The organism is Anaerolineales bacterium, from assembly GCA_015075725.1.
Taxonomy (GTDB): domain Bacteria; phylum Chloroflexota; class Anaerolineae; order Anaerolineales; family Villigracilaceae; genus Villigracilis.
On record JABTTV010000001.1, the window covers coordinates 4,204,810 to 4,231,031 of the forward strand.

At 52.7% G+C, this 26,222-nt stretch carries 25 protein-coding genes; 5 read left to right on the forward strand and 20 right to left on the reverse strand.

Going from position 1 to position 26,222, the window contains the following annotated elements:
- Positions 1-5: 5 nt before the first annotated feature.
- The 14 genes from HS100_20175 to HS100_20240 all read right to left on the reverse strand — a co-directional run bounded on the left by HS100_20175 (position 6) and on the right by HS100_20240 (position 14,050).
- Positions 6-1,526: an NADH-quinone oxidoreductase subunit M gene (locus HS100_20175; GenBank protein ID MBE7436243.1), complete on the reverse strand. Its 1,521-nt coding sequence runs from the start codon at positions 1,524-1,526 to the stop codon at positions 6-8.
- A 9-nt stretch (positions 1,527-1,535) separates the two neighbouring features.
- Positions 1,536-3,656 (reverse strand): NADH-quinone oxidoreductase subunit L, encoded by a 2,121-nt coding sequence (gene nuoL / locus HS100_20180; GenBank protein MBE7436244.1) that lies wholly within the window; start codon positions 3,654-3,656, stop codon positions 1,536-1,538.
- Between the two features lie 87 nt (positions 3,657-3,743).
- Entirely contained in the window at positions 3,744-4,052 is a 309-nt protein-coding gene (nuoK, locus tag HS100_20185; protein MBE7436245.1) for an NADH-quinone oxidoreductase subunit NuoK, read from the reverse strand.
- A gap of 14 nt (positions 4,053-4,066) precedes the next feature.
- Entirely contained in the window at positions 4,067-4,594 is a 528-nt protein-coding gene (locus tag HS100_20190; GenBank protein MBE7436246.1) for an NADH-quinone oxidoreductase subunit J, read from the reverse strand.
- A 63-nt stretch (positions 4,595-4,657) separates the two neighbouring features.
- Positions 4,658-5,851: an NADH-quinone oxidoreductase subunit H gene (locus tag HS100_20195; GenBank protein MBE7436247.1), complete on the reverse strand. Its 1,194-nt coding sequence runs from the start codon at positions 5,849-5,851 to the stop codon at positions 4,658-4,660.
- A 150-nt stretch (positions 5,852-6,001) separates the two neighbouring features.
- A complete protein-coding gene (ndhC, locus tag HS100_20200; protein ID MBE7436248.1) occupies positions 6,002-6,355 on the reverse strand; it encodes an NADH-quinone oxidoreductase subunit A in 354 nt (117 codons plus the stop codon).
- 110 nt (positions 6,356-6,465) lie between these two features.
- Positions 6,466-7,299, reverse strand: a complete 834-nt coding sequence (locus HS100_20205; protein MBE7436249.1) for a hypothetical protein — start codon at positions 7,297-7,299, stop codon at positions 6,466-6,468.
- Positions 7,299-7,469, reverse strand: a complete 171-nt coding sequence (locus HS100_20210; protein ID MBE7436250.1) for a hypothetical protein — start codon at positions 7,467-7,469, stop codon at positions 7,299-7,301. The genes HS100_20205 and HS100_20210 overlap by 1 nt, the downstream gene beginning before the upstream one ends.
- On the reverse strand, positions 7,466-8,218 hold the full coding sequence (locus HS100_20215; protein ID MBE7436251.1) for a nucleotidyltransferase family protein: 753 nt from the start codon (positions 8,216-8,218) through the stop codon (positions 7,466-7,468). The genes HS100_20210 and HS100_20215 overlap by 4 nt, the downstream gene beginning before the upstream one ends.
- Positions 8,219-8,255: 37 nt before the next feature.
- On the reverse strand, positions 8,256-9,155 hold the full coding sequence (locus tag HS100_20220; protein MBE7436252.1) for a phosphotransferase family protein: 900 nt from the start codon (positions 9,153-9,155) through the stop codon (positions 8,256-8,258).
- 74 nt (positions 9,156-9,229) lie between these two features.
- A complete protein-coding gene (locus HS100_20225; GenBank protein MBE7436253.1) occupies positions 9,230-10,873 on the reverse strand; it encodes an APC family permease in 1,644 nt (547 codons plus the stop codon).
- Positions 10,874-10,935: 62 nt separating this feature from the next.
- Positions 10,936-11,877, reverse strand: coding sequence for a metallophosphoesterase (locus HS100_20230; GenBank protein ID MBE7436254.1), 942 nt, complete (start codon positions 11,875-11,877; stop codon positions 10,936-10,938).
- A 560-nt stretch (positions 11,878-12,437) separates the two neighbouring features.
- Entirely contained in the window at positions 12,438-13,421 is a 984-nt protein-coding gene (locus HS100_20235) for an inorganic phosphate transporter (protein ID MBE7436255.1), read from the reverse strand.
- 8 nt (positions 13,422-13,429) lie between these two features.
- Positions 13,430-14,050: a DUF47 family protein gene (locus HS100_20240; protein MBE7436256.1), complete on the reverse strand. Its 621-nt coding sequence runs from the start codon at positions 14,048-14,050 to the stop codon at positions 13,430-13,432.
- A gap of 360 nt (positions 14,051-14,410) precedes the next feature.
- On the opposite strand from HS100_20240, the gene HS100_20245 reads away from it, so the two are divergent.
- A complete protein-coding gene (locus tag HS100_20245) occupies positions 14,411-15,793 on the forward strand; it encodes a tryptophanase (GenBank protein ID MBE7436257.1) in 1,383 nt (460 codons plus the stop codon).
- A gap of 264 nt (positions 15,794-16,057) precedes the next feature.
- Here HS100_20245 and HS100_20250 read toward each other — a convergent pair whose 3' ends face one another.
- Complete coding sequence (locus tag HS100_20250; protein MBE7436258.1) at positions 16,058-16,378, reverse strand: RNA polymerase sigma factor; 321 nt, start codon at positions 16,376-16,378, stop codon at positions 16,058-16,060.
- A 111-nt stretch (positions 16,379-16,489) separates the two neighbouring features.
- On the opposite strand from HS100_20250, the gene HS100_20255 reads away from it, so the two are divergent.
- Positions 16,490-17,533 carry a tryptophan 2,3-dioxygenase gene (locus HS100_20255; protein ID MBE7436259.1) on the forward strand — a complete coding sequence of 348 codons (1,044 nt, stop codon included), beginning with the start codon at positions 16,490-16,492 and terminating at the stop codon, positions 17,531-17,533.
- Between the two features lie 79 nt (positions 17,534-17,612).
- Here HS100_20255 and HS100_20260 read toward each other — a convergent pair whose 3' ends face one another.
- From HS100_20260 to HS100_20280, 5 genes are all read right to left on the reverse strand, one after another.
- A complete protein-coding gene (locus HS100_20260) occupies positions 17,613-18,371 on the reverse strand; it encodes a hypothetical protein (GenBank protein MBE7436260.1) in 759 nt (252 codons plus the stop codon).
- Between the two features lie 108 nt (positions 18,372-18,479).
- Entirely contained in the window at positions 18,480-19,187 is a 708-nt protein-coding gene (locus tag HS100_20265) for an SH3 domain-containing protein (protein ID MBE7436261.1), read from the reverse strand.
- A 1-nt stretch (position 19,188) separates the two neighbouring features.
- Positions 19,189-20,445, reverse strand: a complete 1,257-nt coding sequence (locus HS100_20270; protein MBE7436262.1) for an ABC transporter permease — start codon at positions 20,443-20,445, stop codon at positions 19,189-19,191.
- Positions 20,442-21,140 carry an ABC transporter ATP-binding protein gene (locus tag HS100_20275; GenBank protein MBE7436263.1) on the reverse strand — a complete coding sequence of 233 codons (699 nt, stop codon included), beginning with the start codon at positions 21,138-21,140 and terminating at the stop codon, positions 20,442-20,444. Before HS100_20275 ends, HS100_20270 begins: the two co-directional genes overlap by 4 nt.
- Position 21,141: 1 nt before the next feature.
- Complete coding sequence (locus HS100_20280; GenBank protein ID MBE7436264.1) at positions 21,142-22,404, reverse strand: efflux RND transporter periplasmic adaptor subunit; 1,263 nt, start codon at positions 22,402-22,404, stop codon at positions 21,142-21,144.
- A gap of 260 nt (positions 22,405-22,664) precedes the next feature.
- On the opposite strand from HS100_20280, the gene HS100_20285 reads away from it, so the two are divergent.
- The 3 genes from HS100_20285 to HS100_20295 all read left to right on the forward strand — a co-directional run bounded on the left by HS100_20285 (position 22,665) and on the right by HS100_20295 (position 26,198).
- A complete protein-coding gene (locus HS100_20285; GenBank protein ID MBE7436265.1) occupies positions 22,665-24,107 on the forward strand; it encodes an NAD(P)-dependent oxidoreductase in 1,443 nt (480 codons plus the stop codon).
- A gap of 185 nt (positions 24,108-24,292) precedes the next feature.
- On the forward strand, positions 24,293-25,174 hold the full coding sequence (locus HS100_20290; protein ID MBE7436266.1) for a hypothetical protein: 882 nt from the start codon (positions 24,293-24,295) through the stop codon (positions 25,172-25,174).
- Positions 25,175-25,394: 220 nt separating this feature from the next.
- The gene (locus HS100_20295) at positions 25,395-26,198 is read left to right on the forward strand and encodes an AAA family ATPase (protein ID MBE7436267.1); all 804 of its coding nucleotides are present in this window, start codon (positions 25,395-25,397) and stop codon (positions 26,196-26,198) included.
- The last annotated feature ends 24 nt before the right edge of the window (positions 26,199-26,222 follow it).

The window sequence follows — 26,222 nt, forward strand, 5'->3', positions numbered from 1 at the left end:
ACGCATTAGAAGAGGGCCGTCACTGCCTTGTTGATGATATCCAAAATCCACAGAGGCCAGAGACCCGTCAGCAGCATGAGCACCATGAGCGGGGCCATGACAATGACCTCGCGTGCATTGATCTCGGTCAGTTTATGTTCACCGTGTGCCCAATGTTCGTTCATCGGTCCGTGCAGGACTTTCTTGATTCCCTTCAGGATGTATGCGCCGGTAAAGAGCAAACCAAGCATGGAGATGGCGGTGTAGATCGTCAACGGCTGGTAGGAACCCCGCACGATCATGAATTCGGAAACAAAGCCGTTCAGTCCCGGCAAGCCCAGCGACGCCATCGAGGTAAAGATCAGGATGCCGCCGTAAACAGGAACAAGCGGGAACAAACCACCGAAATCGTCGAGGTTGCGTGTGTGAGTCCGTTCATAAATCACGCCGACGAGGAAAAACATGCCAGCAGCGGAGAGTCCGTGGTTGAACATTTGCAAGACCGCACCGCTCATGGCGATGTGGGCGTCGGTGGTTCCGGCGGCAAGCCCAGCCGCAGCGATGCCGAGGACGACAAAACCCATGTGATTGACGGAAGAATACGCGACAAGCCGTTTGAAGTCCGTCTGGCCGAACGAGCCGAACGCTCCAAAAACGATCGCCGCTACTGCAAGGAATGCCAGCGCGCCGGCAAATATCTTCGCTTCAACAGGATAAAGCGGAAGCACCAGGCGGATAAATCCGTACGCACCAAGTTTCAGAAGGACGCCCGCCAGGATCATCGAACCTGCGGTCGGAGCCTCGGTGTGAGCATCGGGCAGCCAGGTATGGAAGGGCCATATGGGTACCTTGACCGCAAATGCGATCGCAAACGCCCAGAAGGCAATGGATTTGACCGTGGCTACTGGCATGCCGAGCAACATTGCACCGGGGTTCAGCGCGTTCCAGTTCTGATAAAGCGAGACGAGATCATAACTCCCGAAGAGGACGCCCAGCATCTGCACCGCAAGCAACAGGCCGAGCGAGCCGCCCATGGTATAGATCATGAACTTCAGGGACGCGTAATCCTTGTTGGCGCTCCCCCACTGGTTGATGAGGAAGTACATCGGGACGAGGCCGATCTCCCAGAACACGAAGAAGATCAAAAGGTCAAGGGCGAGGAAAACGCCCAACATGCCCGTTTCGAGAAACAGGAAAAGCATCATGTACGGCTTGACGCGGTCTGTCACACTGAACGACGCGAGAATGGCAAGCGGCGTCAAAAGCGTGGTGAGCAGGACCATCGAGAAGGATATCCCATCCACGCCGAGATGGAAGGATGAATTCAACGCTTCATACCAGACGTATTTTTCCTCCAATTGAAAACCGGCGACATTGGGGTCGAAGCGGTTCCAAAGGACAAGGGTCAGCAGGAATGGAATCAGACTGGCGACAAACGCAAACCAGCGGTGAAGTTTCGCTTCGTTCGGCATGAAAAGCATGATCAACGCCGCAACCGCGGGTGTGAAGAGGATCAGGCTGAGGAGATGTGTGTTTAGATATTCCATGAGTCGCTCCTACGCCATCAAAAGGAAGTACAGCAGCCCGCTGATCACAAAAATGACGATCAATGTGAGCAGAAGGTATTGCTGGATTCGTCCTGTCTGAATCGGGCGGAGGTTTTTACCGAACCACCAGGTCACCTCCGCGGAACCATCGCCGAAGAAACGATTGATGACGGGCAGGTCGATGTAATTCCGAATCGCGCCTCCGACTCCGCCGGTGGCTGGTCCAAACAGGTGAAGGATTCCATCGATCACGCCCTGGTCCATCCATTTGGAAACAAAGACCTCCGAGAACCAAATGGCGGGCTTGATGAACAGGAAGTTATATAATTCGTCGAAATACCATTTATTCTTGAGGACGGGAATTTGCAGCCGGTCTTCGGCAGGTGATTTGACATTCCGGTAGGCAAAATAACCAAGGGTCAAACCGCCGAGAGCCACAAGAAGCGATGTTGCCAATGGAACGATATTGAACGCCAGTTCTTCAGCATGCTCGTGAAGCATCGAGCCGACGAATTCGTGGAACCAATTGGGGACAAGTCCGCCCGTCGCCCAGTGCGGCATGCCGACCCAGCCATATCCAACCGCAAAGACGGATAGCACCACAAGCGGGGTTGTCATCGTCCACGGAGTTTCTTGAGCGTGTTTTGCCTCTTCCGTGCGGGCTTCGCCGAGGAAAGTCAATGTAATCTGGCGCATGGTGTAGAAAGCGGTGAGGAAGGCGGCGAAAGCGAGAGTGAAGAAGACGATCGTATGTCCGTGCGCCCAGGCATCAGCCAGAATCTCATCCTTCGACCAAAAGCCGGCCGTCAACACCGGGAAGCCCGAAAGCGCAAACCCGCCGATCAGAAAAGTCCAAAAAGTGATGGGCATCTTTTTCCGCAATCCGCCCATGTTGAACATATCCTGCGGGTCTACTTTATGATTGCCGGTATGAAGCACTCCATGTTCCATGCCGTGAATGACGGAACCGGAACCGAGGAAGAGCAGCGCCTTGAAAAATGCGTGAGTCACAAGGTGGAAAGTCGCCGCCACATATGCATGAATGCCGAGCGCGGCGATCATGAAACCAAGCTGTGAGATCGTGGAGTAAGCTAGAACGCGTTTGATATCGTTCTGCGCCACCGCAATTGTTGCGGCGAAGAGCGCTGTGAACGCGCCGATGAAAGCCACGAAGGTCATGGTCTTTTCATCGAGGCTGATGATCGGGAACATGCGGATGACGGCATACACACCGGCGGAGACCATCGTGGCAGCATGGATCATCGCGCTGACAGGGGTGGGACCTTCCATCGCGTCCGGAAGCCAGACATGCAGCGGGAATTGAGCCGATTTACCGATCGTGCCGATGAACAAAAGGAGGCCGATCAAGCCCGCAGCGGAGAGACCCAGGATTCCCGTCGGGACGGAGGCGAGAGCGTGTAAAACTTCCTCGCGGAAAATATCCTTGAAGGAAAGCGATCCGGTCACGCTATAAAGGAAGGCGATTCCCAACAACATGAACACGTCGCCCACGCGGGTGGTCATGAAGGCTTTGATCGCGGCATTGCGCGCGGATTCTTTCCCGTACCAGAAGCCGATCAGCAGGTACGAGCACAAACCCATGATCTCCCAGCCAACGAACATTGTTAGCACATTGTCGGAAACGACCAGCACATACATACCGAAAGCGAACAACGCAAGAAAAGCAAAGAATCGCGAATACATCGGTTCGACGGACGGAACCGTGTGACCGTGAACCGTCGCGCCATGAGGCGGCAAACCGGCGTGGTCATGGTCGCCTTCGGGCTGACCGAAATTGTGATAGCCCACACTGTAAAGGAAGATCATGAAGATCGTCCATGCGACAAAGAAAAGGGTCGTTGCTGAAAGCGGATCCAACAATACGCCGATCTTGAGGTAACTGTCACCGGTCGCCAGCCAGTTGACCGACGACTCGAAGGGGTGTTCTGCAAGATGTTCCACTCCCAACGCGCGAGCAAAGACGACCATCCCGCCCAGCCAGGAAAGGAAAGCCGCGCCCACCCCCACTGTATGGCTGAGCATCTTGCTCCTGTTCGTAAACAAAACGATCAGGAAGAAGGCAAGCGCCGGGGGCAATGGAATCAGCCAGATCAATAATTCAGTCGTCATTAAGCCTCCAAGAGCAGAGAAAGGTAATTAGAGGTTGGAGGTTTTTTCGGGCTCATCTCCAATCAGCCAATCTCCAATGTCTACCCTCTAGAATTTCAACATATCCACATCGTTCGCAATCACCGTATTGCGGCAGCGGTACATGGAAATAACCAGCGCAAGGCCGACCGATACTTCGGCGGCGGTGACTGCAAACACGATGATCGAAAAAACCTGACCGGACATCGAAAACACATCGCTGTATCGCCAGAACGATACGAGGTTGATGTTGACGGCGTTGAGCATCAATTCCACGCCGAGCAGGATCGCAACCGCGTTCCTCCGCGCCAGCACGCCGAACATGCCAACGCTGAACAACGCCGCCGCGAGGATCAAATACCATGAATGAGGGACCATGATGATTCCGCCTCCTATTTATCAGATTTCCCGGCGCGGGGGTTGAACGCGACGTACACCGCGCCCACCAATGCCGCCAGGAGTAAAACAGACGCAACCTCGAACGGAAGGACGTATGCATTGGGCGAGACCAGCGCTTCGCCCAACAATCCGATCGAATCGAACCCGGGCGGGAGCTCTGATGCGGTTTTTGTGAAACCGCTCCACTCTCTGAGCATGTAAACCAATCCACCGAATACAAGCAGCGAAACCAGGACGCCTGCCCACCAGTTCTTATTGATCTGCGGGCCCGCATCGCGCATATCCTTTCGCGTGAGCATCACCGCGAAGATGAATAGGATGGCGATCGCTCCGATGTAGATCACCACCTGCACCACAGCGATGAAGTTCGCGTTCAATAGCGCATACACCACCGCAACGCCGAAAAGCGTGGAGACCAGCCAGAGCGCGGCATGGACGAGGTTGCGTGTCGTCACCACCATCACGGCGGAACCGAGCGTGAAGAGAGCGATAAGGATGAAAATGATCTGTTGTGCCGTCATAACAACTCTCCAATTCTCTTCTCCTCCAAATTCCGTAAGAGAATTGGAGGATTGGAAAATTTATTAGTGATGCGCCTCCGCGGGTTTCTTCCCCCCCTCGATGCGTTCGCGTTCGGAGCGGGTGGCGGAGCGCGCGATTTCGATGGCAATCCAGCCTGTTACGATATTGGCGAGGATCATGCCGAGGGTATAGAGCCAGGCCGGGGCGGAGGCGAGAAGCGCGTTCATCAGAGCCGTCACCAAAAGGAGAGCGAACGCCAAAGGAGTAAGGAATTTCCAATTGAAGGCGAGCATCTGGTCGATGCGGATGCGCATCATGGTGTATTTGACCCACATGATGACCCAATATCCAAGCATCGCCTTGATGATAAGGATAAGAATGGCTAGGAACGGACTGACCTGTTCCAGACCGAAGAAGCGATAGCCGCCAAAGAACAGGATCGCCCAGAAACCGCCGAAGGTAAAGGCGTGAAGCAGTTCGCCAGCATAGAACATCCCGAATTTCATGCCTGAATATTCGATGTTGAAGCCGGAGACCAACTCCGATTCGCCTTCCGCAAGGTCGAAGGGAGCGCGGCCGAGTTCCGCGATGGCGGCGATGAGGAAGATCAAAGCGCCGAGCGGCGAGATGAGAAAGTACCAGGTGCTCTGCGCTGCGATGATGGCGTTCATGTTCATCGACTCGGCAAAGATGACTGGGATCATCAACACGGTCAGCATGGGGATCTCAAAGGAAACCATTACTGCGACCTGACGAAAACCGCCGATCAGCGCGAATTTATTGTTCGATGCCCAGCCCGCCATGATGATGGAAAGCGTTCCGATGGCTCCGGCAGCGATGAGGAAAAGCGCTCCCACGTTTAGATCCGTGCCGAGCATGACGGGAGCGAGCGGAACCACCGCCCAAAGGATCAGGACCGACATCATCGAGAGAATCGGCGCAAGGTTGTACACCACTTTGTCGGCGTTGCCTGGAGTCGTATCCTCCTTTATGATGAGTTTGATGATGTCTGCAAAAGGCTGGATCAAGCCGAATGGACCCACGCGGTTCGGTCCGAGCCGGTCCTGGAAGCGCGCCACCACCTTGCGCTCGACCCAGACGAGGAAAATATCGATCACCATCAGGATCGTAATGAGAAGGAATACGCCAAGGAAGGCGACCAGTACATGAGCCGCGTCAGCATTCATGCCCCAGCCGGTGAAAACACCTTCCAACCAGTCTGCGGCTACTTTCAAGGGGTCATTCCAAAAACTCATAAATCACTCCGTTTATTTGCGTTGCGGACGTTCTCTTACGTCCTGTCCCATGCGCATTGGTGTTTGCGCGCGGCGCACACGCATTGACATTACACAAAGAAAAGGCTGAAAGGAAATCTCCGATCAGCCTTCTCTCCATTTACCGCACAATTACGCCCATTCCAACATTCCCTTGCGCCAGGTATAAACCAGACCCACCACCAGGATGGTGACAAAAATGATGCCTTCGATCACGGCGTACAACCCAAGGTGGCCGAGTTTCACCGCCCAGGGAAAAAGGAACACCGCTTCCACATCGAAGACGAGGAAAACCAGTGCAAAGATGTAATACTGCGCTTTGAATTGGATCCACGCCGGGCCCACAGGTTCGATCCCACACTCGTAGGTTGACTCTTTGACCGGGTTGGGTTTCTTGGGACCGAAAATAAAACCTGCTGCAATCGCGCCAATGGGAATGACCAATCCTACAACAATAAACAGGGCGACATATATCCACTCGCTCATTTAGATTTCTCCATTGGGAAATGTTGTATTACAAATTTAACGCGAACATTGTACCATAAAGGACAAATCGCCCGCCTATTACCCCTTGTCAATTTTTCAGGTGATATTTGTCACGTTTTCTTTTTGGACTTCGCCGCGGGTTTTGAAGGTTTCCGCTTCGGTTTCAGAAGCTTGCCGTATAGGTATTTGATAATGTCCTTCAAAAACGGGAAGCCTACAATGGATCCCACCACCGAGCCGACCACGCCGGATGTCCGGACAAAGTTGGTGGAGAAACCGAAGAAGTCCACCGCCTCGATCTCGACGATTTGAGCGTTTACCGGAATCCGGCTTTTTTCTCCCGTGGAACGGTTCTCGAAATTCAGGTGCAGCCAGATCGTGCCGCGATACTTGCCTACATTTTGCGTACCGACGCTCCAATAAAAGGTCACAGACTGCCCCTGCTTTAATGGCTGAAAGGTCGACCCAGTCGGTTTTACCTCCAGACCGACCACCTCGTAATACGCCTCCGCTGTAACGTTATGAGTTGCGTATAAATTCGGTATTTCGATCACTTCGCCTTCAACGACATTCCCTCCGACCTCGGCAGTCGGCGTGATGTTCCCCAATGTATCCACCTCGAGGGTAAGGCGCACGACGTCGCTTTCCGCTCCCGCCTTGATGCTCGAAGGATATTCAAGGGTCAGGCGGCGGAATTCAGGCAGGGCGGAAGCCGGTTCGCTTCCAACAGAGGGAGTCGCTACTTGCGAGGACGGCGTGGAAGTTGGAAATGCAGACTCGAACGTCGCTGTGGCTGGAACTGCCACCTGTTGAGTCAAAGTATCTGGCGGCGCTTCCGTTGCTGGCGCCTCGGTTGCCGGGGGCGCTCCGCAGGATGCAAACAGGAAGACCGCCGCGGCAGCAACAACGAATAGATAGCGGAAACGAAAATGTATTTTTTTCACTAACCAGACGGAGAATCAAGATGAAGCGAGGACGGCGTCGGGAGCTGCATTTCAGCGGGAGAGATGGTCTGGATTCGCGTCTCACGCGGGTTGGGCGAAAATCCCCAGATCAAAAGCGCAATTGAAACGGAGAGGATAATGACAGTTAGGGTGAGCCGCAGAGATTTCAACGCTGAACCTCCTCCACTTCGATATACCACTTTACTCGTGTGCCGACCCGGTCGCGCAATTGCCAGGCGACAGGCTTGGGCATTTCTGTGAATGTGCGGCGGATGTCGTTGATGCGCCCAATGACGAGCGCCTTTTCTTCATTTGAGAGCGGGATTTCATTCGTGTTCAACATCGCTTCGAGCTTATCGAGGTTGATGGAAGTCGTTTTATACAATCCCCAATCCGCGCTGCATAAGTGAGCCAATACGGCAAGGTTGATGGTTTCGTTATCGCCCTCGCCTGTTTCGTTGTTCATCAGGATCGAAGTGAGATCGAACGCGTCCTTGCGGTTAAGTTCGATGATCTGGGCTTTGGAAAGAAATAGTTCTGCCAGCGGGATGGTGACCGGGTCTGCAGCAAGGCGGTCTTCGAGCGGAATTTTGTGGCACATTTCGAAATGCCCGACGAAAATATCCACCTTCATTTCCGTGGGATCGTGATAGTAGATCTGCCTCTGGTCGCCGTTGAGGATATTGAACTGCTTGTGCGGAGAATAGCCCATCGCGGGCATGAAGCTCTCGAATTCACGGCGCTGCTTGAGCGGGATGCAAAAATCAAGGTCGGCGAATTCGCGCGTGAAGAGCGGATGGCTGGTTTTGTTGTGCATTTGCACCGCCAGCCCGCCAATGGCGCGCAAACGGATGTTCTTCTCGTTCGCGGCATCGATGAGGCGGTGCATTTCCTGTACAAGATCGGGGTGCGCTTCCATCAGGTTATTTGCCTGCTTTCATTTTACTCTTTTCCGCTCACTGCACAACATCCTTCATCCACATGGGAAATTCGGCGGAATCCATTTTTTCCTCAGCCCTGCCCCAGCGTTCGAGCGCCCAGCCCCAGAAGTCGAAATCGATGGTCGAGATTCTCGCCTGGATCGCCGCCCACAGCCCCCAGCCCACGTCGGACATGATCATGTTGAGCTTCATGCGCGCGACCATCTGTGGTGACGCATCGCCGAAATACGCGGCACAGACTTCCTCGATCTGATCGTCGTTGAACTGCATTTCCTGGCAGGTATTGCCCAGTTCGAACGTCGGGTCGTTGTTGCCGCTGTATTCATAATCGATCAACCAGAGTTGTTCGCCGTCGTCGATGTAATTTTCAGCAAGCAGATCATTATTGCACGGGACCGGCGCCAAAGGATTGACAGACATGGCTTTCTCTATCTCGTTCACAACGGGTATCCGCTCGGGGTAACCTTTGGGGATCTCGATACTGCGTTCACGGCACAGGTTGAGATAATACTCTGTGAGGCGGAACATGTTGAAGTCCGAATAGAAGCGCGGACCGGCGTGGAGTTTCTTGATGGCTTGAGCCATGCGGGAGGGTTGTCCCGGCTGATTCAACGAATCCTTCGACATGGTCTTCCCGTCAAGGAATTCCAACACCATGGCGCTGTGTTCCGGCAGGTGATGCAAGACTTTTGGCGCGACCCCCGCACTGGCGGCGGCTCTTGTGTTGTGATGTTCGTTATCCCTGTCGATGGCGAGCAGTTCCGTGCTTTCACCCGGCACACGAACAAAATAAGGCATGCCATCCACGGTCACTTTGTAATTGGTATTGGTAAGACCGCCCGAAAGCTGTTGAATGGATACATCCCTTCCCTTCCAATCTTCCACCTGGGCGGCGATCTTTTCGATTACAGACATACGTGCCTCCAAATAAAAAAAGAAGACCTGACAGTCACACCTTCCGCGTGGCTGTCAGGTCTCTTGACGTTTCGTTACTCGACCGGGATCTCAGCCTGAACCTTGTTCAGGTCGATGCCCTTGCTCATGCGGTAGGATTTGAATCCGAAGTAGATGATCGCGGCGAGCAGGTAATTGACGCCCATGAAGATCAGCGATGTGCCGTTCTTGTATCCGGCTTCGTTGATGCTGTAGCCGATACCGTACAAAGCGTTCGGGTCGAGGATCCATTGATACAACAGGTATACGAGGAAACCGCCGAAGATCAGGCCCGCAACTGTGATCATCGGGATGCCAAAGATGTTGTACTTTGCAATGGGCGACGCCTTGTAGAGATCGGGTTTGACGTAGGGCAAAAGAATTGCCGAAATCGTCGTGCCGAGGAAGGTCACAGCGATGACCAAGGTGGAGCACAGTGTCAACGAGGCGAAGTTGGCGATGTTGTAGTTGAAGAGATACGCCACCAGGATCGACGGAACGATCATCAGCAAGAGCGCATTGACCGGCGTCCCGGTGCGCTCATCGAGTTTTGCAACCGATTCGGGCAGGAGGCGGTCGAAGGCGGCGGCAAAGATCACGCGCGTCGATGAAAGGAATACCGTTGCGCACCAGCCGAACCACCACAAGCTCATCAAGGCCACGACCAGGAATTGAACGACTTTATTCGTTGTCAGGAAGGCGGCGAACAGCGCCGGATAGGGCCAGACAGGGAATGCCGGGGCAACATCGGTGAAACCCCAGGCGTAGTTCCACCAGGCTGCGCCTGATTGGACATAGAACTCCCAGCCGACGCTTTTGCTTATGGCAAAGAGCAGAACGATGCCAAGCAGGGTCGTAATGCCGAGCGCCCATCCCATGCCCGCCATGTTTCGTTTGAAATCCGTCGCGCCGCGTACTTCACCGTAGAGGGTCGCTCCCCAGTTGGGCCACAAATTGAAGAAGACCATGTACGGGATGACGAGGAAGACGACAGCCAGCGAGCCGCCCGCAAACGGAGTCACTGCGCCAGCAGCTGTGCCGAGTTCGACGGTCGCATCGTACACGCCGCTCACGCCGAACATGGATGAGGCGTTCGCCTCCAGACCGGCTTTGAACGCTTCAGGCGTGCCGCCCAACAAAAGCGCGATAACGATCAGCAAGCCGAGCATCCCGCCGTAGAAGGAGAACTTCTGGATGCGGGCGTAGGTCTTCATGCCGAGCATGATGAAGACGCTGACGATGATGATGGTCAGCATCGAAGCGGTGAACGCCCCGTTTTGGGTTCCCGCAAACCACAGGGCGGTATCCTTCGCGCCGAGCACACCGAGAATCGGAACCAGAACAATGTGGCGGAACATGTCGCCATACAGCGGCACCCACAACCATAGGATGAACCACCAGCCGGTCACGGCAAGGATGAAGCCGACCGCGCCGCCGAGAATGCGGCTCTGCCAGACGTAATCGCCGCCCGAACGGGGCATGACGGCGATCAATGCGGCATAGACCACAACCTCGAAGAAAATGAAGATCGCGCTGACGATCAGCGCGTTCACCATCCCGCCCTCGAAGTAATACATCTGGCTGAAGCTGTACAAGCCGAGGGTGATCAGGTTGATGGAAAACAACGCGTAGATGAACGCGTCGAGGACCGACCAGGAACGCACCATGCCGGTCGCTTTACGGACAAACAAGTCGCTCATAACACTCTCCTCTTATGAATTTTTTTTATCGGTAGCGGCGCGTTTATCGCGCCCCTACAAAATCAACCTGTTGTCAGAACGTAATCTTCGATCTTGTGTTTGCCCAGGCGCACGATCGCGCCGAGCAGCGTTCCCTGCTCATACATCGAGCCGGGATTGATGCACAACGTCTCGCCGATGCGGGCAACGCCGCGTCCTTCGTGGATGTGTCCGTGCAAGCCGAGCAAAGGCTGGACCTGTTCTATCGAATCGCGCAGAGCCGTCGAACCGACCGCCTTCAGTGCCTGTCCCGCCATCTTGGGGCGCAGGTTTTCATCCAACTCCGGCGCTTCATCGAGGTTCGATTTATACGGCGGCACGTGGATGTTGAAGATGGCATTCTTCGGGTCCTTAAGCCGGGACGTCATCGCCTCATACCGGACCTTGAGCTGGTCCTCGTCCTCTTCACGATGCGTATTCCAGGGTGTCCTGTTGCTCCAACCAGAGGCGATCATTTCATGACCGCTGTCGAGAAGCGTCACGTCCCCTTCCGCAAGGACAACCGTCCTGCTCTCGCGGATGATGTCATCCACTTCGTCCATATCGTCATTGCCCGGGCAGCAATAGACCTTCATGCCCGTACCTGCGAGTTTTTTCTCCGCCAATTCCATCCACTGCTGGACGACTTTCAAAACCTCATCCAAAAAAATCCTGCCGACCTTCCCAGGGTCTTTTTCCAGTTCCTTGATCTCATCCGGATTCGTCAGGTAGGGATAATAGCCGCGGCTGCGGACTCTTTTTTTCAAATCCGCCAGTTCGTCTTCGTTGGTGATTTCGTAAACCTGTTCAAGGAGTGTGACGCGGTAATTTTTTCCGCCCTGATGAATGAACGGGACGACCGCCTTGCCCGTCATGTCGCCGCCGAGGATCAACTGATCGGCGTTGTAGAACTTCCCCGCATTGAGAAACTTGCTCCAGCAAATATCCGAGCCGTGAATGTCCGTCGCAAAGAAAATGGTGGTCACATGCAGATCCTTGGGTCAAAGGGTCACTTGCAGAGGTGTTACGCTGGTATGCATTTGATTATACACGTCGCCAGCCGGATTTCATTAATGATTAACAACCCGGCGCGGACAAAGTTTCGGATTGCCCGACGAGAGGATGAAAGAATTTAACCAAAATCAGAGCAATCCAGGAATATTTTATGAGGACCAAACAGCGTTTCATGTGTCTTTTATCCATAAGTATGAGATCGAGTAGGTTGATAAACCCGACTTGACCCGATCCAGGCGTGCAATAACAAGTGACACTTCAAACTGAATTTTGGCAAACCATCCACGAATGCAGTCACTTACTCACGAAATAGAAGATTGGCATTCGAGTTTTCGTGAAAAACCTGTCCTTAGTGTTTCGCGATTGAAGAGCTCTTGGACGGATTACCCCCAACAGGAAACGCTGGCGGAGAACGAAGTGAAGTTGAAATAGAAAAAAGGCTGATGTCATTGCGAGGGCGGTGTTCTCCCGCCCGTAGCAATCTCCTGTTATACGGGGATTGCTTCGTCGCTCCGCTTCTCGTAATAATATATTATCGGAACAACATAATCACCCAATACACCGCCGCAGAGACCAACGCGCTGGCGGGGATGGTGATGAACCATGCAGTCACGATCTCTTCCGCCACGCTCCAGCGCACCTTGCCGAAACTTTCCGAAGCGCCCACGCCGATGATCGCGGAACTGACCACCTGCGACGTGCTGACCGGCAGTCCCAAATATGAAGCGGCAAGGATCACCGCCCCCGAGGTCATCTGGGTCGAAAAACTGTGGATGGGGCGGATCTTATAGAACCGTCCACCCAGGGTGCGAATTAACTTCCAGCCGCCGAGAGCGGTTCCCAGTCCGATCGCCGCGGCGCTTAACATCACGACCCACAGGGGGACCCGGAACTGGTCGATCTGTCCGCCGATCAAAAGGCTGAGCGTGATGATCCCCATCGTCTTCTGCGCATCGTTCGTGCCGTGGCTGAACGCCATAGCCAACGCAGTCACGAGCTGTCCGCGTTTAAAAAAATTATTGATCTCCATGGGCGCATTTTGAACGAGGAAATGGATCAGGCGGGTCAATAAGAAGCCGAAGAAAAACCCAAGCAGCGGGGAGGCGAACAAAGCGATGATCACCTTCTCCAGTCCGCGGAGTTTGATGGCGCCGAATCCTGCCCCTGCCAAGACCGCACCGACCATGCCGCCGATCAAAGCATGGGAGGAACTGCTGGGAATCCCCAGTATCCACGTCAGAACATTCCAGACAATGGCGCCCACCAGACAGGCAATGATCACCACGATGCTCAAAGCGTTCGATTGCGCCACTTCATCACCGATGGTGGTTGCGACCGCGACGCCGAACAGGAAGGGTCCGAGAAAATTTGCAACCGCCGTCAGCCCCAGTGCGGTCCCCGGGCGGAAGGCGCGCGAAGCGATCATCGTCGCGACGATATTGCTCGAGTCGTGGACACCGTTCAGGAAATCAAAGAGCAGCGCGAGGCTGATGACAAAAAGTAACTCCAATGGCATACCTGAACCTATGTCCTCTTCACAACGATATCTGCGATGACATTCGCCGCTTCGTCGCCGCGGTCAGCCGCATTGGAAAGGTGGCGATAGACTTCGCGCTCCTTCAACATTTCCGTCACGTGATGGATATCCTCGGGTCCGCTGAAAAGGTCCGCCACCGCCTCCCGGTAAATGGATTCGACCCGATTCTCCAAAGCCTTGGCGCGCTGGGCATGTCCGATCGCCACGCCCGGGTTGTTCTTGAGCCTCTGGACCGCCTGTTGGATCTCCCAGCCTGCATCCTTCAAGAGGGAGCTCATCCGCCGCATGTAATCGGTCGGTTGAACCTTTAAAATACCCATTTCCACAACGGTCGTGTCGGCATAATCCACCATGTCGTCGATCGAGCGTGAGAGGGCAAAGATATCCTCGCGGTCGAACGGCGTGACAAAGGTGTGGTTCAACTCATCGATCAGGATGCGCCGGACCTCGTCCGCCTCCTTCTCTTTTAGAGACAGGGCATCCGAGATTTCGGTGCCAGGCGACTCGAGATATTTCGCCAGCAGCTTAAGACCGTCATAGGTAAGGTTGGCTTGATCGATGAGGAGCTTATTGAAAACATCCTCTTTGCGTTTGAATATCTTTAACATGGCTCTGCCCTTTCCAAAGGTTTCCTTGAACCGTCTTTTATATTAGCACCACGTCAAACCGCCCTCCTCGTGTCAATTTTCCTGATATTTCCGGCTTAAAAGCAGAAGGCCGGGAATCTGTTCGTTCATGTGGAGATCACAATCAGGAATGGATGGGCACAAAAAGGTGGGAACTGGTTTGAATTACCCTCTTGTCACTAATCAACTAAAATCTATCAATTTTCATGACATTTGTTACAGCCATAAAACAGGGATTAATCATAAAATGGGCTTGTCATTGGAGACCGAATGGCAACACACAGGGGCACACGCCAGGCTCGCTACCCAAGATTTGACGCACACTCAAATTAAGGAGAAAAAATGACTTCCCATCCCTATCCCCCTGAACCGTTCCGCATCAAAGTCGTGGAACCCATCCGGCTCATTCCGCGTAAGGCGCGAGAGGCGGCACTCAAAGAGGCAGGCTACAACCTCTTTCTCATGAAAGCCGAAGACATGTTCATCGACCTGCTGACCGACTCCGGCACCGGCGCGATGAGTCAGGAACAATGGGCGGCGCTGATGCGCGGCGACGAGTCTTATGCGGGCGCGCGATCCTATCACCGCCTCAAGAACGCCGTGGACGACGTGTTTGGGTTCAAGTATTTCATGCCGACTCATCAAGGCCGCGCCGCCGAAAATATCCTCGTGTCGGTTTTGGTCAAGCCCGGTCAATGGGTGCCGAGCAATATGCACTTCGATACCACCGACGCCAACATCCGCGCAAGGCAGGGACGACCCGCCAACCTCGTCATCGACGAAGCTCACGATCCCGAAAATCGCCATCCCTTCAAGGGCAACATGGATATCAACAAGCTCAAGGCTTTCATCGCAAAGTATGGGCGTGAGCAAATTCCCTTTGGCATGATCACCGTCACGAACAATGCCGGAGGCGGTCAGCCCGTTTCGATGGAGAATCTCAAGGCTGTGGCGGATCTCTATCACGAGAACGGAATCCCGTTCTTTATCGACGCCGCGCGCTACGCCGAAAACTGTTTCTTCATCAAACAGCGGGAACCTGGCTTTGAGCGGAAATCGGTCAAAGAGATCGCTCGTGAAATGTTCTCGCTGGCAGACGGCATGTGCATGTCCGCGAAGAAGGATGCCATCGTCAACATCGGCGGGTTGTTATGCTTGAACGATGAAACTTTATCCCAAAATCTCAAGAACGAATTGATCCTGCGCGAGGGCTTCCCAACCTATGGCGGACTCGCCGGGCGCGATCTCGATGCCATGGCAGTCGGACTTTACGAGGGCTTGGACGAAGACTATCTTGCCTATCGTCTTGGGCAAACAGCGTATCTCGCCTCACGCCTGAACGAAGCCGGGATTCCCACCATTCAGCCGACCGGAGGCCACGGCGTATACGTCAATGCCGGAAGGATCCTTCCTCACATCCCCAATTACGAATTCCCCGCGCAGGCTTTGGCTGTAGAACTCTATCGTGAAGGCGGCATCCGCGGTGTGGAGATCGGCTCGGTCATGTTCGCCTGTCTCGACCCGGAAGATGGCAAATGGCATTACCCAAAATTGGAACTGCTGCGCCTCGCCATTCCAAGACGAACGTACACGCAAAGTCACCTCGATTATGTAGCCGATTGTCTCGCCGCCATCAAATCGCGAGCAGATAAAGTGAAGGGCTATAAATTTACCTACGCGCCTGAATTGCTGCGTCACTTCACGGCGAGGTTTGAGCCGCTGTAATGGACCATAGACAATGGACGGTGGACCATCGAGCGCGATCCATCGTCCATTTTTGGTTATTCGCTGATCTTCCTATTCACCCAGAAAAACGCAACCCAGAAAAAGGCCGCGAGCCCGCCAAAGACGAAGGGTGCCTGTGTGCCGCGTGGCTAGTCCCACAAAAAGATGTAGGCGATGCCCATCATGATGGTCAGGATCCCTGCCAGAGCCAGAAACACATTGTGCTGAACCATCAATTTGCGTACTTTCTTTAAAGCGTCCATTTCATTCTCCTTTTTGAGCGGCGCAGGGATCTCCTGCAAAGATGGGGACCGATTCGCCAGGAGCAGGCTGTGGGTCCGCGTGATGGGCGTTCAAATTCACCGTGCGTTTCGAATGTCTGAGTCCTTTCAGGTAAAGGTTCCTGGCTATCGCGAACAGGTATGCCTTGACCGTTTCGGTACGAATCTCATCGCGTCCAACCCATGCACGCGCAAAGGTTTCGGAGGTGATGTCGTCAGCGTCATCGGCGCTGCCCGAAAGCCAGAAGGCATATCGATAGACATCTCTGGAATGCCGCTCGTAGATTTCATGTAAGGTGAGCATGTTGTCTCAATCTTACATTATCCATTCGAGGCAAAAAAGTTACACATGAGTCAGCCATCTTTCTGGGTACAATCGATTTTATTTTTTTACATCCGCAAACCGGAGGAGCCGATGGCTAAAAAACCCGAACCTTTGTATTACTCCGATTATCTTGAACTCGATAAGATTCTCGGTGCGCAACACCCAAAAAGCGGAAATAATACAGATGAGATGCTGTTTATCATCGTCCATCAGGCGTACGAGCTGTGGTTCAAGATGATCATCCATGAGCTGGATCAAGTACGCAGCATCTTCGACACGGACAATGTCCCTGACAACGCCGGGGAGATAAGCATCGCCGTTCATAAGTTGAAACGGGTCGTTAGAATCTTCGATGTCGTCAACCGCCAGGTGGACGTCCTCGAAACGATGACGCCGATGGACTTTCTTGAATTCCGCGATCTGCTATTGCCCTCTTCCGGATTCCAAAGCCTGCAATTCCGCATCATCGAAGCCAAGCTGGGACTCAAAATGGACCAACGCTATAAGGCGAATTATTACAAGAACACGCGTCCGGGTGGATTCAACCAGCGGAATTACGACGCAATCACTGCCACAGAATCCGAGGCGACGCTGAAGAGTCTGATCATCAAGTGGGCGGAGCGCACTCCCTTCTTCGACGAGTCATCATGGAAGGATTACCGGGCTCGATTCCCAGGCGGGGAAGATATTCACAAATTCTGGAGTGACTACAAGCAGATTTACCGGAACAGCCTCAATGGGCCGGTTGAAATGCGTCAACTGGATGAATTGGACAGGGTCTTTTACAAGGAAGGCTTGGGGGAATTCTCGGTGAATGCCATGCGGGCGGTATTGTTCATCATGCTGTACCGCAACCTGCCGATCTTCCAACAACCGTTCGACCTGCTGACCACCCTGATCGACATCGACGAAATGCTTTCGCAGTTTCGCTATAAACACATGCTGATGGCGCGGCGCATGATCGGGATGCGGGTGGGAACCGGCGGCACGAGCGGAGCGGGCTATCTCGAAGGCGCATTAAGACAGCATTATATTTTCAAGGAATTGACCGAAGTCTCGACATTTTTGATCGAGCGAAGTAATTTACCCGAATTGCCAAGGGATGTGAGGGAGAAGATGAGTTTCAACGCGTGACAAGGTAGAGTCAGAAAATCACGACTATGGACTCTGTTTGGGTTGGTTGACAAACGCGTAGCAAGATTAGGCGAGTGGGTTAATTCGTCCTGTGTTTTGAACCCCAATTTATTAAGAATTTAAGTGCAAGCGCAAATAAGAGTAAGGGTGACAAATAAACACATGCTATACCGATTATATCGATATAATAATAAAAAGAAGAGGCTTTAGTGTATTCGGATAACGAAATATAATTCTTATTTAGAGTATATGAAACCATCATCGGAATTCGCAATGCATCAGAACCATAGATCATCGGTAAAAATACATTTTGAGGTTTCGGGATTTCAACATCATCGGGTCTTTCCTCGTAGACCTTATTCAACATTTCAAGTTCCATCACGGTGCCAGTTTCAGTTCGAATTCGGTTCATATATGCAAAAACCCAAATTAAATCATCCCTTGACGTTTCTTTTCCCCAAGCATAGTTATAACCAGTACCAGAATCGTTGGATCGTTTTTTCCAAAAATAAGCCTTCCCGTCCACTACCTTATACATGGGTCCGGTCCCCATTGGGAATTCACTAATAATAAACTCAAATGTCTCGTATTCATCATCGGGGGTTTCAATAAGAAAGAGAGGTGTTGAGGACAAATTCTTAATCACCACATAATCAAACGCGTCGCTGTAAGAATCTTCTTCAGAAACGTCTGAAACCAAAATCCCTTGCGGAAGTTCGACTGGAGCAAATGTTAAATGCTCAATAAACCACGGAGTTTCAGGAGGAGTATTGTAAGGAATGGCGAAAGTTGTAACGCTAATAAATGCAACATAGATTGTCGGTAATAGAAGGCGCATTCATACCTCACTTATCGCATATCAAAAAGTATCCTACTCTTTATTCGTATGCAGATCATTTTCAAACAGGTAGACTACCCAGAAGGTATCCGTATGAATAATTTTACATCAAGGGCAGAGGTGCTCCGTGCCGTTTCCGTCGACTGTGATGTAGATTGTTTCGCCCTCCTGAACGTCCACGGTCTGGATCTTTGGCTCGTCGGGAAGAAAAAGGTCGTAAATATCATACACGCCTGGGTCGACCTGTACTTCATTTAAATATCTGCTGTTGGTAAACAAGTTATAAAGATAAAGTTCGTTCGGTCCGATGATGAGGTCGTGTTCGGTGCAGTTCTTGATGTAGGCGGGTTGGGGCCAGTCGGTGAATGTAAACGATTCGACCCGAGACAAATCGCCTTCGAGTTTTGTGAACGGGGTAAGCAGGGAAACCCAGCCGGTGAATTCCGTATTCGGGAGGATGACCTGCACCCACTTTGACAGCACATCCCGCCCGATGACCTGCGCAGTTTCGCCTTTTTTCAACAAACCGATGCGGTTGTACTCGGTGCCGGGTCCGCGGCGGATGTAGAGATTCCCTTCCGAAGCGATTATGCGGACGGATGGAAGCGACTCCGGCGTGGCTAACTGTGCCGACACAGGAATAAGCGTCGCTGTGGGAGGAAGCGGGGAAGATTCCGGTCGAGTTGTGGGCGTCGATTCAAGAGGTGATTCCGTTTGAGCAGATGATGGGCTTTCGTTCCCGATCCGGGCAAAGAAACATCCCTGCGCGATCAACGAAATCAGCAAGGCAGGCACGACCATTCGCGATGTTCGCATATTATTCGTAACGCAAAGCTTCGACGGGTTCGAGGTTGGCGGCGCGGCTGGCGGGATAGATGCCGAAGAACAAACCGATCGCTGCTGAAAAACCGGTGGAGAGGAGAACCGCATCCCACCCGACGATGGGAATGAAGTTGTTGCCCGTCGCGGTGGCGACCTGCTCGACAATGCGCGCGATGACCCAGCCGAAGATGATGCCGATGATCCCGCCGATGAGACTCAAGAGGGAGGATTCGGTGAGGAACTGCAAAAGGATATCGCGCTTGCGCGCGCCGAGGGCTTTGCGCAAGCCGATCTCCTTGGTCCGTTCCGTGACCGATACCAGCATGATATTCATGATGCCGATGCCGCCAACCAACAGCGAAATACCAGCAATGCCGCCGAGAAAGATGGTAAGCACGCCGGTGATCTGACTGAAGATGCTGAGAAAATCCTGCTGGGTGAAGACGGTGAAATCATCCAAGCCGACCGGGGTGCGGTGCCGCTGACGGATGATCGAGGAAATCTCCTCCACTGCCTGCGGAACGGCTTCTGCCGAGACCGCCTGAACGAAGATGACATCCACCTGGTCGCGCGCGCTCCGTTTGATGAGGCGGGCTTGCGCTGTGGTGAATGGGATGTACGCGCTGTTATCTTCACTGCCGAACGCGCCGCCGCCGCGCGCCACCAAAACGCCGATGATGCGGAAAGGCTGACCTTCGATTCGGATGACTTCGCCGGTCACGCCGTCTGCATGACCGAAAAGAGCCGTGGCGGTTTCCGGTCCAAGAACCACAACTGACATGCGCCCGAGGATGTGTTCTTGATTGACGAATTCCCCTTCCGCCATTTCCAGGTTGCGGACTTGATAGTATTCCGGCGTGACGCCTGTGATCTGGGTGGTGGTCTTCTCGCTCGAAAATGTCAAAATAACACTGCCCTGTATGGCAGGCGCAACCATTTCGACAGATGGGGCTGCAAATTGATCGAGCAAGGCGCTGGCATCTCCGAGCGTGAGTGGGCGATCATTGTTCCCACTCCGCGCGCCGGAACCGGGAGGTCCTTCATCGTTCGGAGCTCCGGTAAAAACAAATAACAAATTCGTACCGATACTCGAGATCGAACCCGTGATGGACGCCTGCGCGCCATTGCCCACCGCCAGCATGGCAATGACCGCAGCAACACCGATGACAATACCCAATACGGTGAGACCGGAACGCATCTTGTTGCCGTTCAGGCTTTCGAGCGCTTCGATAATGGCTTGCGTAAAACTCATGCCGCCGCTCCATTCCCCTTTTCGATGGTGTCCAACTCTCCATCTTTCAAGCGGATGATGCGCTCCGCCTGCTCGGCGATCTTTTGATCGTGCGTGACGATGACCAGCGTCGTCCCGAGATCTTTATTCAAAGAAAGAAGAAGATTCATGATCTCTTTGCCTACTTTTGAATCGAGGTTGCCGGTTGGTTCGTCCGCCATGATGATGGCCGGGTTATTCACCAATGCCCGCGCAACCGCCACGCGCTGCTGCTGCCCGCCGGATAGTTCGTATGGACGATGGGTCATACGGTCTGCCAAGCCGACCGCTTCGAGCGCCTTCTGCGCGCGTTCGCGGCGTCCCTGAGACAGACCGGCATAACGCAAAGGAAGTTCGACATTCCCCAACGCGGTGAGACGCGATAACAGATTGAAACTTTGAAATACGAATCCGATCTTTCGGTTGCGCACGCTTGCGAGTTGATCGTCGTTCATCTGCGCGACGGATTCGCTGTCAAGGATGTATTCACCGGAGGTCGGACGATCGAGACAACCAAGCGTGTTCATCATGGTGGATTTGCCGGAGCCGCTGGGTCCCATGATCGCAACGACCTCCCCGCGAGTCACATTGAAGGAAACATCGCGCAAGGCTTGCACTTCGATCTCGCCCATGATGTAGGTCTTTGTCAAGCCGCGCGCTTCGATGACCCAGTCCATGCTAGTCTCCGCCAAAAGGTCCGCCGCTGAATGTGGGCGGGTTGAGAACGATCAAGTCGCCCTCCTTCAGATCGCCCTGGATCAATACGCTCATCGTGTCGGAGGATGCGCCGAGCGTGATCTTGATTGGTTGAGGGATTCCATCCTGAAGGACATATACGACCCGTTCCCCATCCACCAATCGGACGGCGCGGTTCGGGATCAGCAACGCATCTTTTACCTCTTCGACGATGACGCTCACCGCCGCGGTCATCCCCGGCTTGACCTGTTCATCCGCGTCGGTCAATTCCACGGTGACGGTGAAACTCACGACGCCGCCGACCGTATCGCCAGCCTGGCCCGCTTCCATGACTTTGCCATGATATACCTTGTTCAAGACGGCATCGAAGGCAAGAGTTGCATCCTGGCCGATGGCGACACTATTGATATCCACTTCGGAGACTTGCACATCCACGAGCAGACTCGAAAGATCATCCACTCGGAATCCAACAGTTCCCGGTGAGACCTGGTCTCCAACCTTGGGGCTTGCCTGAGTCACCGTGCCATCGAAAGGCGCGATCAGCCTGGCAAGATTCAAAGTCGCCTCGGCTGCTGCGACACGGGCGCGAGCCGCCTGTACCGCATCGGATTCCTCGCCCTTCATCAAGCGCTCGAGTTCGCGCCGGGCATCTTCAAGTTTAGCCTCGGCAAGGGCAAGGTCGCGGTCGGCTTCGGCTATGGTCTCGGGGCTGGCAAAACCTCTGTATTCCTTTATCTTCAAATCGCCAAACTGGTCGTAATACACTTCCTTGATATCGATCTTCCCGTTGAGTTCCATGCGCCAGTTGTAGGCTTTCTCGTAGGCTTCCTCCGCTTTTTCAACAGCCTTTTGCGCTTCGATCAATGCGGTATCCGACTCGAGCAGGTCTTCGAGCGCCTGCCGGGCATTGATCAGGTCTGCCTCGGCGAGGATGATCGACTGACTGAGCGAGGCCTTGTCGAGTTCGGCAAGAACCTCCCCACTGGCGACCGTATCGCCGATAGCCACGTTTACGGCTCCGATGATTCCATTCGTCTGCCAATTGAGGACGGCCGTCCGGTTTGCGCGGACGCTGCCCGTCGCGCCGACGGATGCGGCAAGGTCGCCATACTCCAAGGGAATGGTCTCGAAGACCGCCTGTTCAGGCTGGCGCGCCATCGAAAACAGGACAACCAACAGAATAACGGCGACCACGCCGATGACGATCCATGCGCGGCGCGATATTTTCGCAAGGAATTTACGCATTATTGAAAACCTCCGATGAAACCATGACGGGTATATCACACTATATACGAAATGATGTGGATAAAATGTGCAGATTCGAGCCAGACAATTCTAATTCAAGGGGAAGATATTTATTACGACACAGGCGTCGCATTAAGAAATATCTAATAAAGTCATGACGATTGTCTTTTTGTTTTGTGACATTTACGTCTTTGTATCTCCGAATTGATTGGGTATCATCCAATTATCTTACTTGTGTTTATATTTAAATTGGAGGAAGAATGCAGGCTGTCCCAAGCGAATTCTTAGCCATCGACCGCAGAGAACGGGCAAACCGTCCTTTTTTCGATCTGGATCTTCGCCCGGCGGATGTACGCACCTGTGATTTCGAAGATGTAGTGATCGACTTCTCGCCAGAACGCGCCATGGTCGAAGCCGCGCGCTGCATCCATTGCCCGGATCCGGCTCCCTGCATGGTGGCATGCCCGACCTCGAACGATATCCCATCTGCGATGTGGCTGATCGAGCAGGGAAAGTTCGTGGAAGCGGCGGGCATTTACCATAAGACCAGTTCCCTGCCGGAAATCTGCGGGCGGGTGTGTCCGCATGAGGCGCTGTGCCAGGGCTCCTGTGTGCTGAACAAACATCAAACCCCGGTATTGTGCGGCGAACTCGAAGCCTTTACCGTTGACTACGAACGACGGACGCAGGGCTACATTATTCCATTGACGATTCCCAGCGGAAGAAAAATTGCTATCGTGGGGGCAGGACCGGCGGGGTTGGGATGCGCGGATATCCTCCTGCAAAAAGGACATGAAGTCACGTTTTTCGAATCCAAACCGAAACCGGGCGGATTGCTTGTTTACGGCATCCCGAATTTCAAACTGCCGAAGGATGTGTGGCAGGAAAAATGGGAGGAGTTCGAACGCGCGGGAGCGAAGTTCGAGGGCAACACTTATATCGGAAAGGACAAGACCATCGACGATCTGTTCGCCGAGGGTTTCGATGCGGTCTTTGTCGGTGTCGGTTCGGAAGTGGATGCAAAAATGGAAGACACCCCGGGCACCGACCTCCCCGGAGTCTATGAAGCGACCGATTTCCTCATCCGCGGAAACATCCCCTTGGATCAGCTTCCTGAGTCGATGAGAAAGCCGTTGGAGATCGGCAAGCGGGTGGTGGTGATCGGCGGCGGTGATACAGCGTCTGATTGCCTGCGCACGGCATTGAGACTCGAAGCCGACGAGGTGACCTGTTTGTACCGCCGAACGGAAAAGGAAATGCCTGGCGGCAAGAAAGACCGCCAGATGGCGAAGGACGAAGGAGCGAAATACCGCTTCCTGACCCAGCCGGTTAAGTTCATCGCAGGACCGGACGGCAGACTCGCCGCTGTGGAATGCATCGAAATGGTGCTCGGCGAGCCCGATAAAAAAGGCCGCCGCAAGCCCGTGCCCGTGGAGGGCTCGAACTTCAGCGTTGCAGCGGATACCGCCATCCTTGCTCTCGGTTATTGGCCCGATCCGATCATCAGCAAAACGACTCCCGACCTTGAAACACACGATTGGGGATTGATCACGGTCAAGGACAAAGCCAAAGGGAGCACGAGCCGCGAAGGTGTGTTCTCCGGCGGCGATTGTGTGACCGGACCGGATCTTGTTGTCACCGCGATGGTGGCGGGAAGAAAAGCCGGGCTGGCGATCGATGAGTATTTGAAAAGTAAAACTTAGTGAGGACTTAAGTCGTCACTACGTTACCTGTTGAGGGCAGGTCGTTCGAACGGCAGGGACGGTTGTCTCTGCCGTTTGCGTTTTAATATTCACATTTTGAAATCCGAGCGTATAATTAGGCAATCATAGCCGCAATGATTGCGATCACCATATAATCCACGGCATAGCAATCTTTATATAACTTCATGTACGGCGTACTTCACCGACAGCTTTCCCCTGTTCCATCTGAGTATTTGGTTAATGCAAGGCAAGAATATTCACCGCAGTTAAAAAATATGGTTATTGGCGACCAAAATCAATATTCCATGACTGAAAAAATTATTCCAAGACCTACGCCTGAAGAGGAAGAACTAGATAGAAAGCGCGACGAATTGGAGGCTCTAAAGTTGCAGCTCGCTCAGGAAGAATTAAATCTCGCAACACTTGAAAACGAGTTAAATCTTTTTGAGGGGCAATACATCCGAACAATTGGAGTTCTACTGGCACAACTTGACGAAATTGAAGCAAAGATTGCCGAACAGTATGCACAGGAGAATCCCAATGATTCAGAAGCTCAAGCCCAAGCGGAGAAATTTCGGAAGCAAGCTAATGAAAGTGCAGCAGGAGCAACAGAAACAGAATCACAAATCCAATCTAAACACTTTAATCCCTCTGATGAAATCAAAGAGCTGTATCGCAAAGCTGCTAAATTGATGCATCCCGATCTAGGTATTGACGACGAAGACCGTGCTCGCCGGACAAAATTCATGGCTGAGGTTAACGCTGCCTATCGGTCCGGAGATATCGACCGGTTAAGAATGATCATTAATGAGTGGGAGAACAGCCCTGAAATGGTAATTGGGGATGGTACTGGTAATGAGTTGGTGCGAGTGATCCGAAGCATAGCAAAAATAAAAGAAAGAATAGAATCCATTAGATCCAAAGTTAATGAAATATTAACCAGCAAGATTTACATTCTCAAAACTAAATCCGATGATGCCCGCAAAAGAGGACGAGATATGCTTGCTGAAATGGCGGCAATCCTTAAAGAGAAAATCGAAGCCGCAAAGAAATCCATGACGGCTTGATCTATCAAGGTTCATTATAGTGAAGAAAGACGCCCCACCTAGCCCGAATGAGATAGTTATTGTTGGAGATAATCAACTTACATCGTATAGATCCAACTTGATTCAACGCGGCTTAAGGCTGCTAGATGATTTGCCAGTGACGCAGTCATCAAACGAGATATCGCGAATTTCAACAAAACTTATTGTTGTTAATTCGTTTAGCAGCAGTAACGGAAATTCCATGATCACGGCAAATCTCGCGGCGCAATTTGCGCTGACTGGAGAGCGCGTCGGGGTTGTAGATACCGATATTCAGTCGCCGGGCATCCATGTGCTCTTCGGGTTGGATGAACACAAGATGGGCAAGACCCTGAACGATTATTTGCATGGCAAGGCTACCATTCGCGAGGTTGGATATTCGGTTGGAGCGAATACCGTGGAAGGCGAAGGGCGGTCTCAATTGGCGGGCAAGGAACTCTATTTATTTCCATCCAGCATCAAGGGCAAGGAGATCAGCCAATTATTGCGTGAAGGCGTGGATTTCAACAAGTTGAACGAGGGTCTGCAAACCGCCATGACTGAATTCGATCTCGATTATCTGTTCATTGATACGCATCCCGGATTGCATGAAATAACCCTTCTCACTATCGCAACCGCTGATATTTTTCTCATTGTCCTTACTCCCGACCACATTGATCTTCAAAGGGCTCAGGCAACTATAGATATTACTCAATTTCTAGAAATACCAAAAATACAATTATTGATTAACAAGGCGCATCCCAAATATGACCCGGAAAGTGTAAAGAGAGAGATTGCAGAAAGATTTAATCTTCCGGCGATGGGCGTCCTTCCCCTTTCATTTGATTTATTTGAATACGCAGGCGGTTATTTGTTTTCGCTTCGTTATCCGGATCATGATTGGTCGATAAAGTTGCGTATGGCAGCAAGTAAAATTCTGACAACTTCTCACAAAATAGGGAATATAAACACTTTGGATTATACGCCGTTAAATATTGGATATGAGCAAAGCGATGGACTCTTATAACCACTAATAAAGGTTGGTACGATT

What these genes read in the sequence shown, in the direction of transcription:
- HS100_20175 (MBE7436243.1), bottom strand. Translation starts at nt 1,526, where the DNA reads ATGGAATATCTAAACACACATCTCCTCAGCCTGATCCTCTTCACACCC.
- nuoL (MBE7436244.1), bottom strand. Translation starts at nt 3,656, where the DNA reads ATGACGACTGAATTATTGATCTGGCTGATTCCATTGCCCCCGGCGCTT.
- nuoK (MBE7436245.1), bottom strand. Translation starts at nt 4,052, where the DNA reads ATGGTCCCTCATTCATGGTATTTGATCCTCGCGGCGGCGTTGTTCAGC.
- HS100_20190 (MBE7436246.1), bottom strand. Translation starts at nt 4,594, where the DNA reads ATGACGGCACAACAGATCATTTTCATCCTTATCGCTCTCTTCACGCTC.
- HS100_20195 (MBE7436247.1), bottom strand. Translation starts at nt 5,851, where the DNA reads ATGAGTTTTTGGAATGACCCCTTGAAAGTAGCCGCAGACTGGTTGGAA.
- ndhC (MBE7436248.1), bottom strand. Translation starts at nt 6,355, where the DNA reads ATGAGCGAGTGGATATATGTCGCCCTGTTTATTGTTGTAGGATTGGTC.
- HS100_20215 (MBE7436251.1), bottom strand. Translation starts at nt 8,218, where the DNA reads ATGGAAGCGCACCCCGATCTTGTACAGGAAATGCACCGCCTCATCGAT.
- HS100_20220 (MBE7436252.1), bottom strand. Translation starts at nt 9,155, where the DNA reads ATGTCTGTAATCGAAAAGATCGCCGCCCAGGTGGAAGATTGGAAGGGA.
- HS100_20225 (MBE7436253.1), bottom strand. Translation starts at nt 10,873, where the DNA reads ATGAGCGACTTGTTTGTCCGTAAAGCGACCGGCATGGTGCGTTCCTGG.
- HS100_20235 (MBE7436255.1), bottom strand. Translation starts at nt 13,421, where the DNA reads ATGCCATTGGAGTTACTTTTTGTCATCAGCCTCGCGCTGCTCTTTGAT.
- HS100_20240 (MBE7436256.1), bottom strand. Translation starts at nt 14,050, where the DNA reads ATGTTAAAGATATTCAAACGCAAAGAGGATGTTTTCAATAAGCTCCTC.
- HS100_20245 (MBE7436257.1), top strand. Translation starts at nt 14,411, where the DNA reads ATGACTTCCCATCCCTATCCCCCTGAACCGTTCCGCATCAAAGTCGTG.
- HS100_20250 (MBE7436258.1), bottom strand. Translation starts at nt 16,378, where the DNA reads ATGCTCACCTTACATGAAATCTACGAGCGGCATTCCAGAGATGTCTAT.
- HS100_20255 (MBE7436259.1), top strand. Translation starts at nt 16,490, where the DNA reads ATGGCTAAAAAACCCGAACCTTTGTATTACTCCGATTATCTTGAACTC.
- HS100_20260 (MBE7436260.1), bottom strand. Translation starts at nt 18,371, where the DNA reads ATGCGCCTTCTATTACCGACAATCTATGTTGCATTTATTAGCGTTACA.
- HS100_20265 (MBE7436261.1), bottom strand. Translation starts at nt 19,187, where the DNA reads ATGCGAACATCGCGAATGGTCGTGCCTGCCTTGCTGATTTCGTTGATC.
- HS100_20270 (MBE7436262.1), bottom strand. Translation starts at nt 20,445, where the DNA reads ATGAGTTTTACGCAAGCCATTATCGAAGCGCTCGAAAGCCTGAACGGC.
- HS100_20275 (MBE7436263.1), bottom strand. Translation starts at nt 21,140, where the DNA reads ATGGACTGGGTCATCGAAGCGCGCGGCTTGACAAAGACCTACATCATG.
- HS100_20280 (MBE7436264.1), bottom strand. Translation starts at nt 22,404, where the DNA reads ATGCGTAAATTCCTTGCGAAAATATCGCGCCGCGCATGGATCGTCATC.
- HS100_20285 (MBE7436265.1), top strand. Translation starts at nt 22,665, where the DNA reads ATGCAGGCTGTCCCAAGCGAATTCTTAGCCATCGACCGCAGAGAACGG.
- HS100_20290 (MBE7436266.1), top strand. Translation starts at nt 24,293, where the DNA reads ATGTACGGCGTACTTCACCGACAGCTTTCCCCTGTTCCATCTGAGTAT.
- HS100_20295 (MBE7436267.1), top strand. Translation starts at nt 25,395, where the DNA reads ATGATCACGGCAAATCTCGCGGCGCAATTTGCGCTGACTGGAGAGCGC.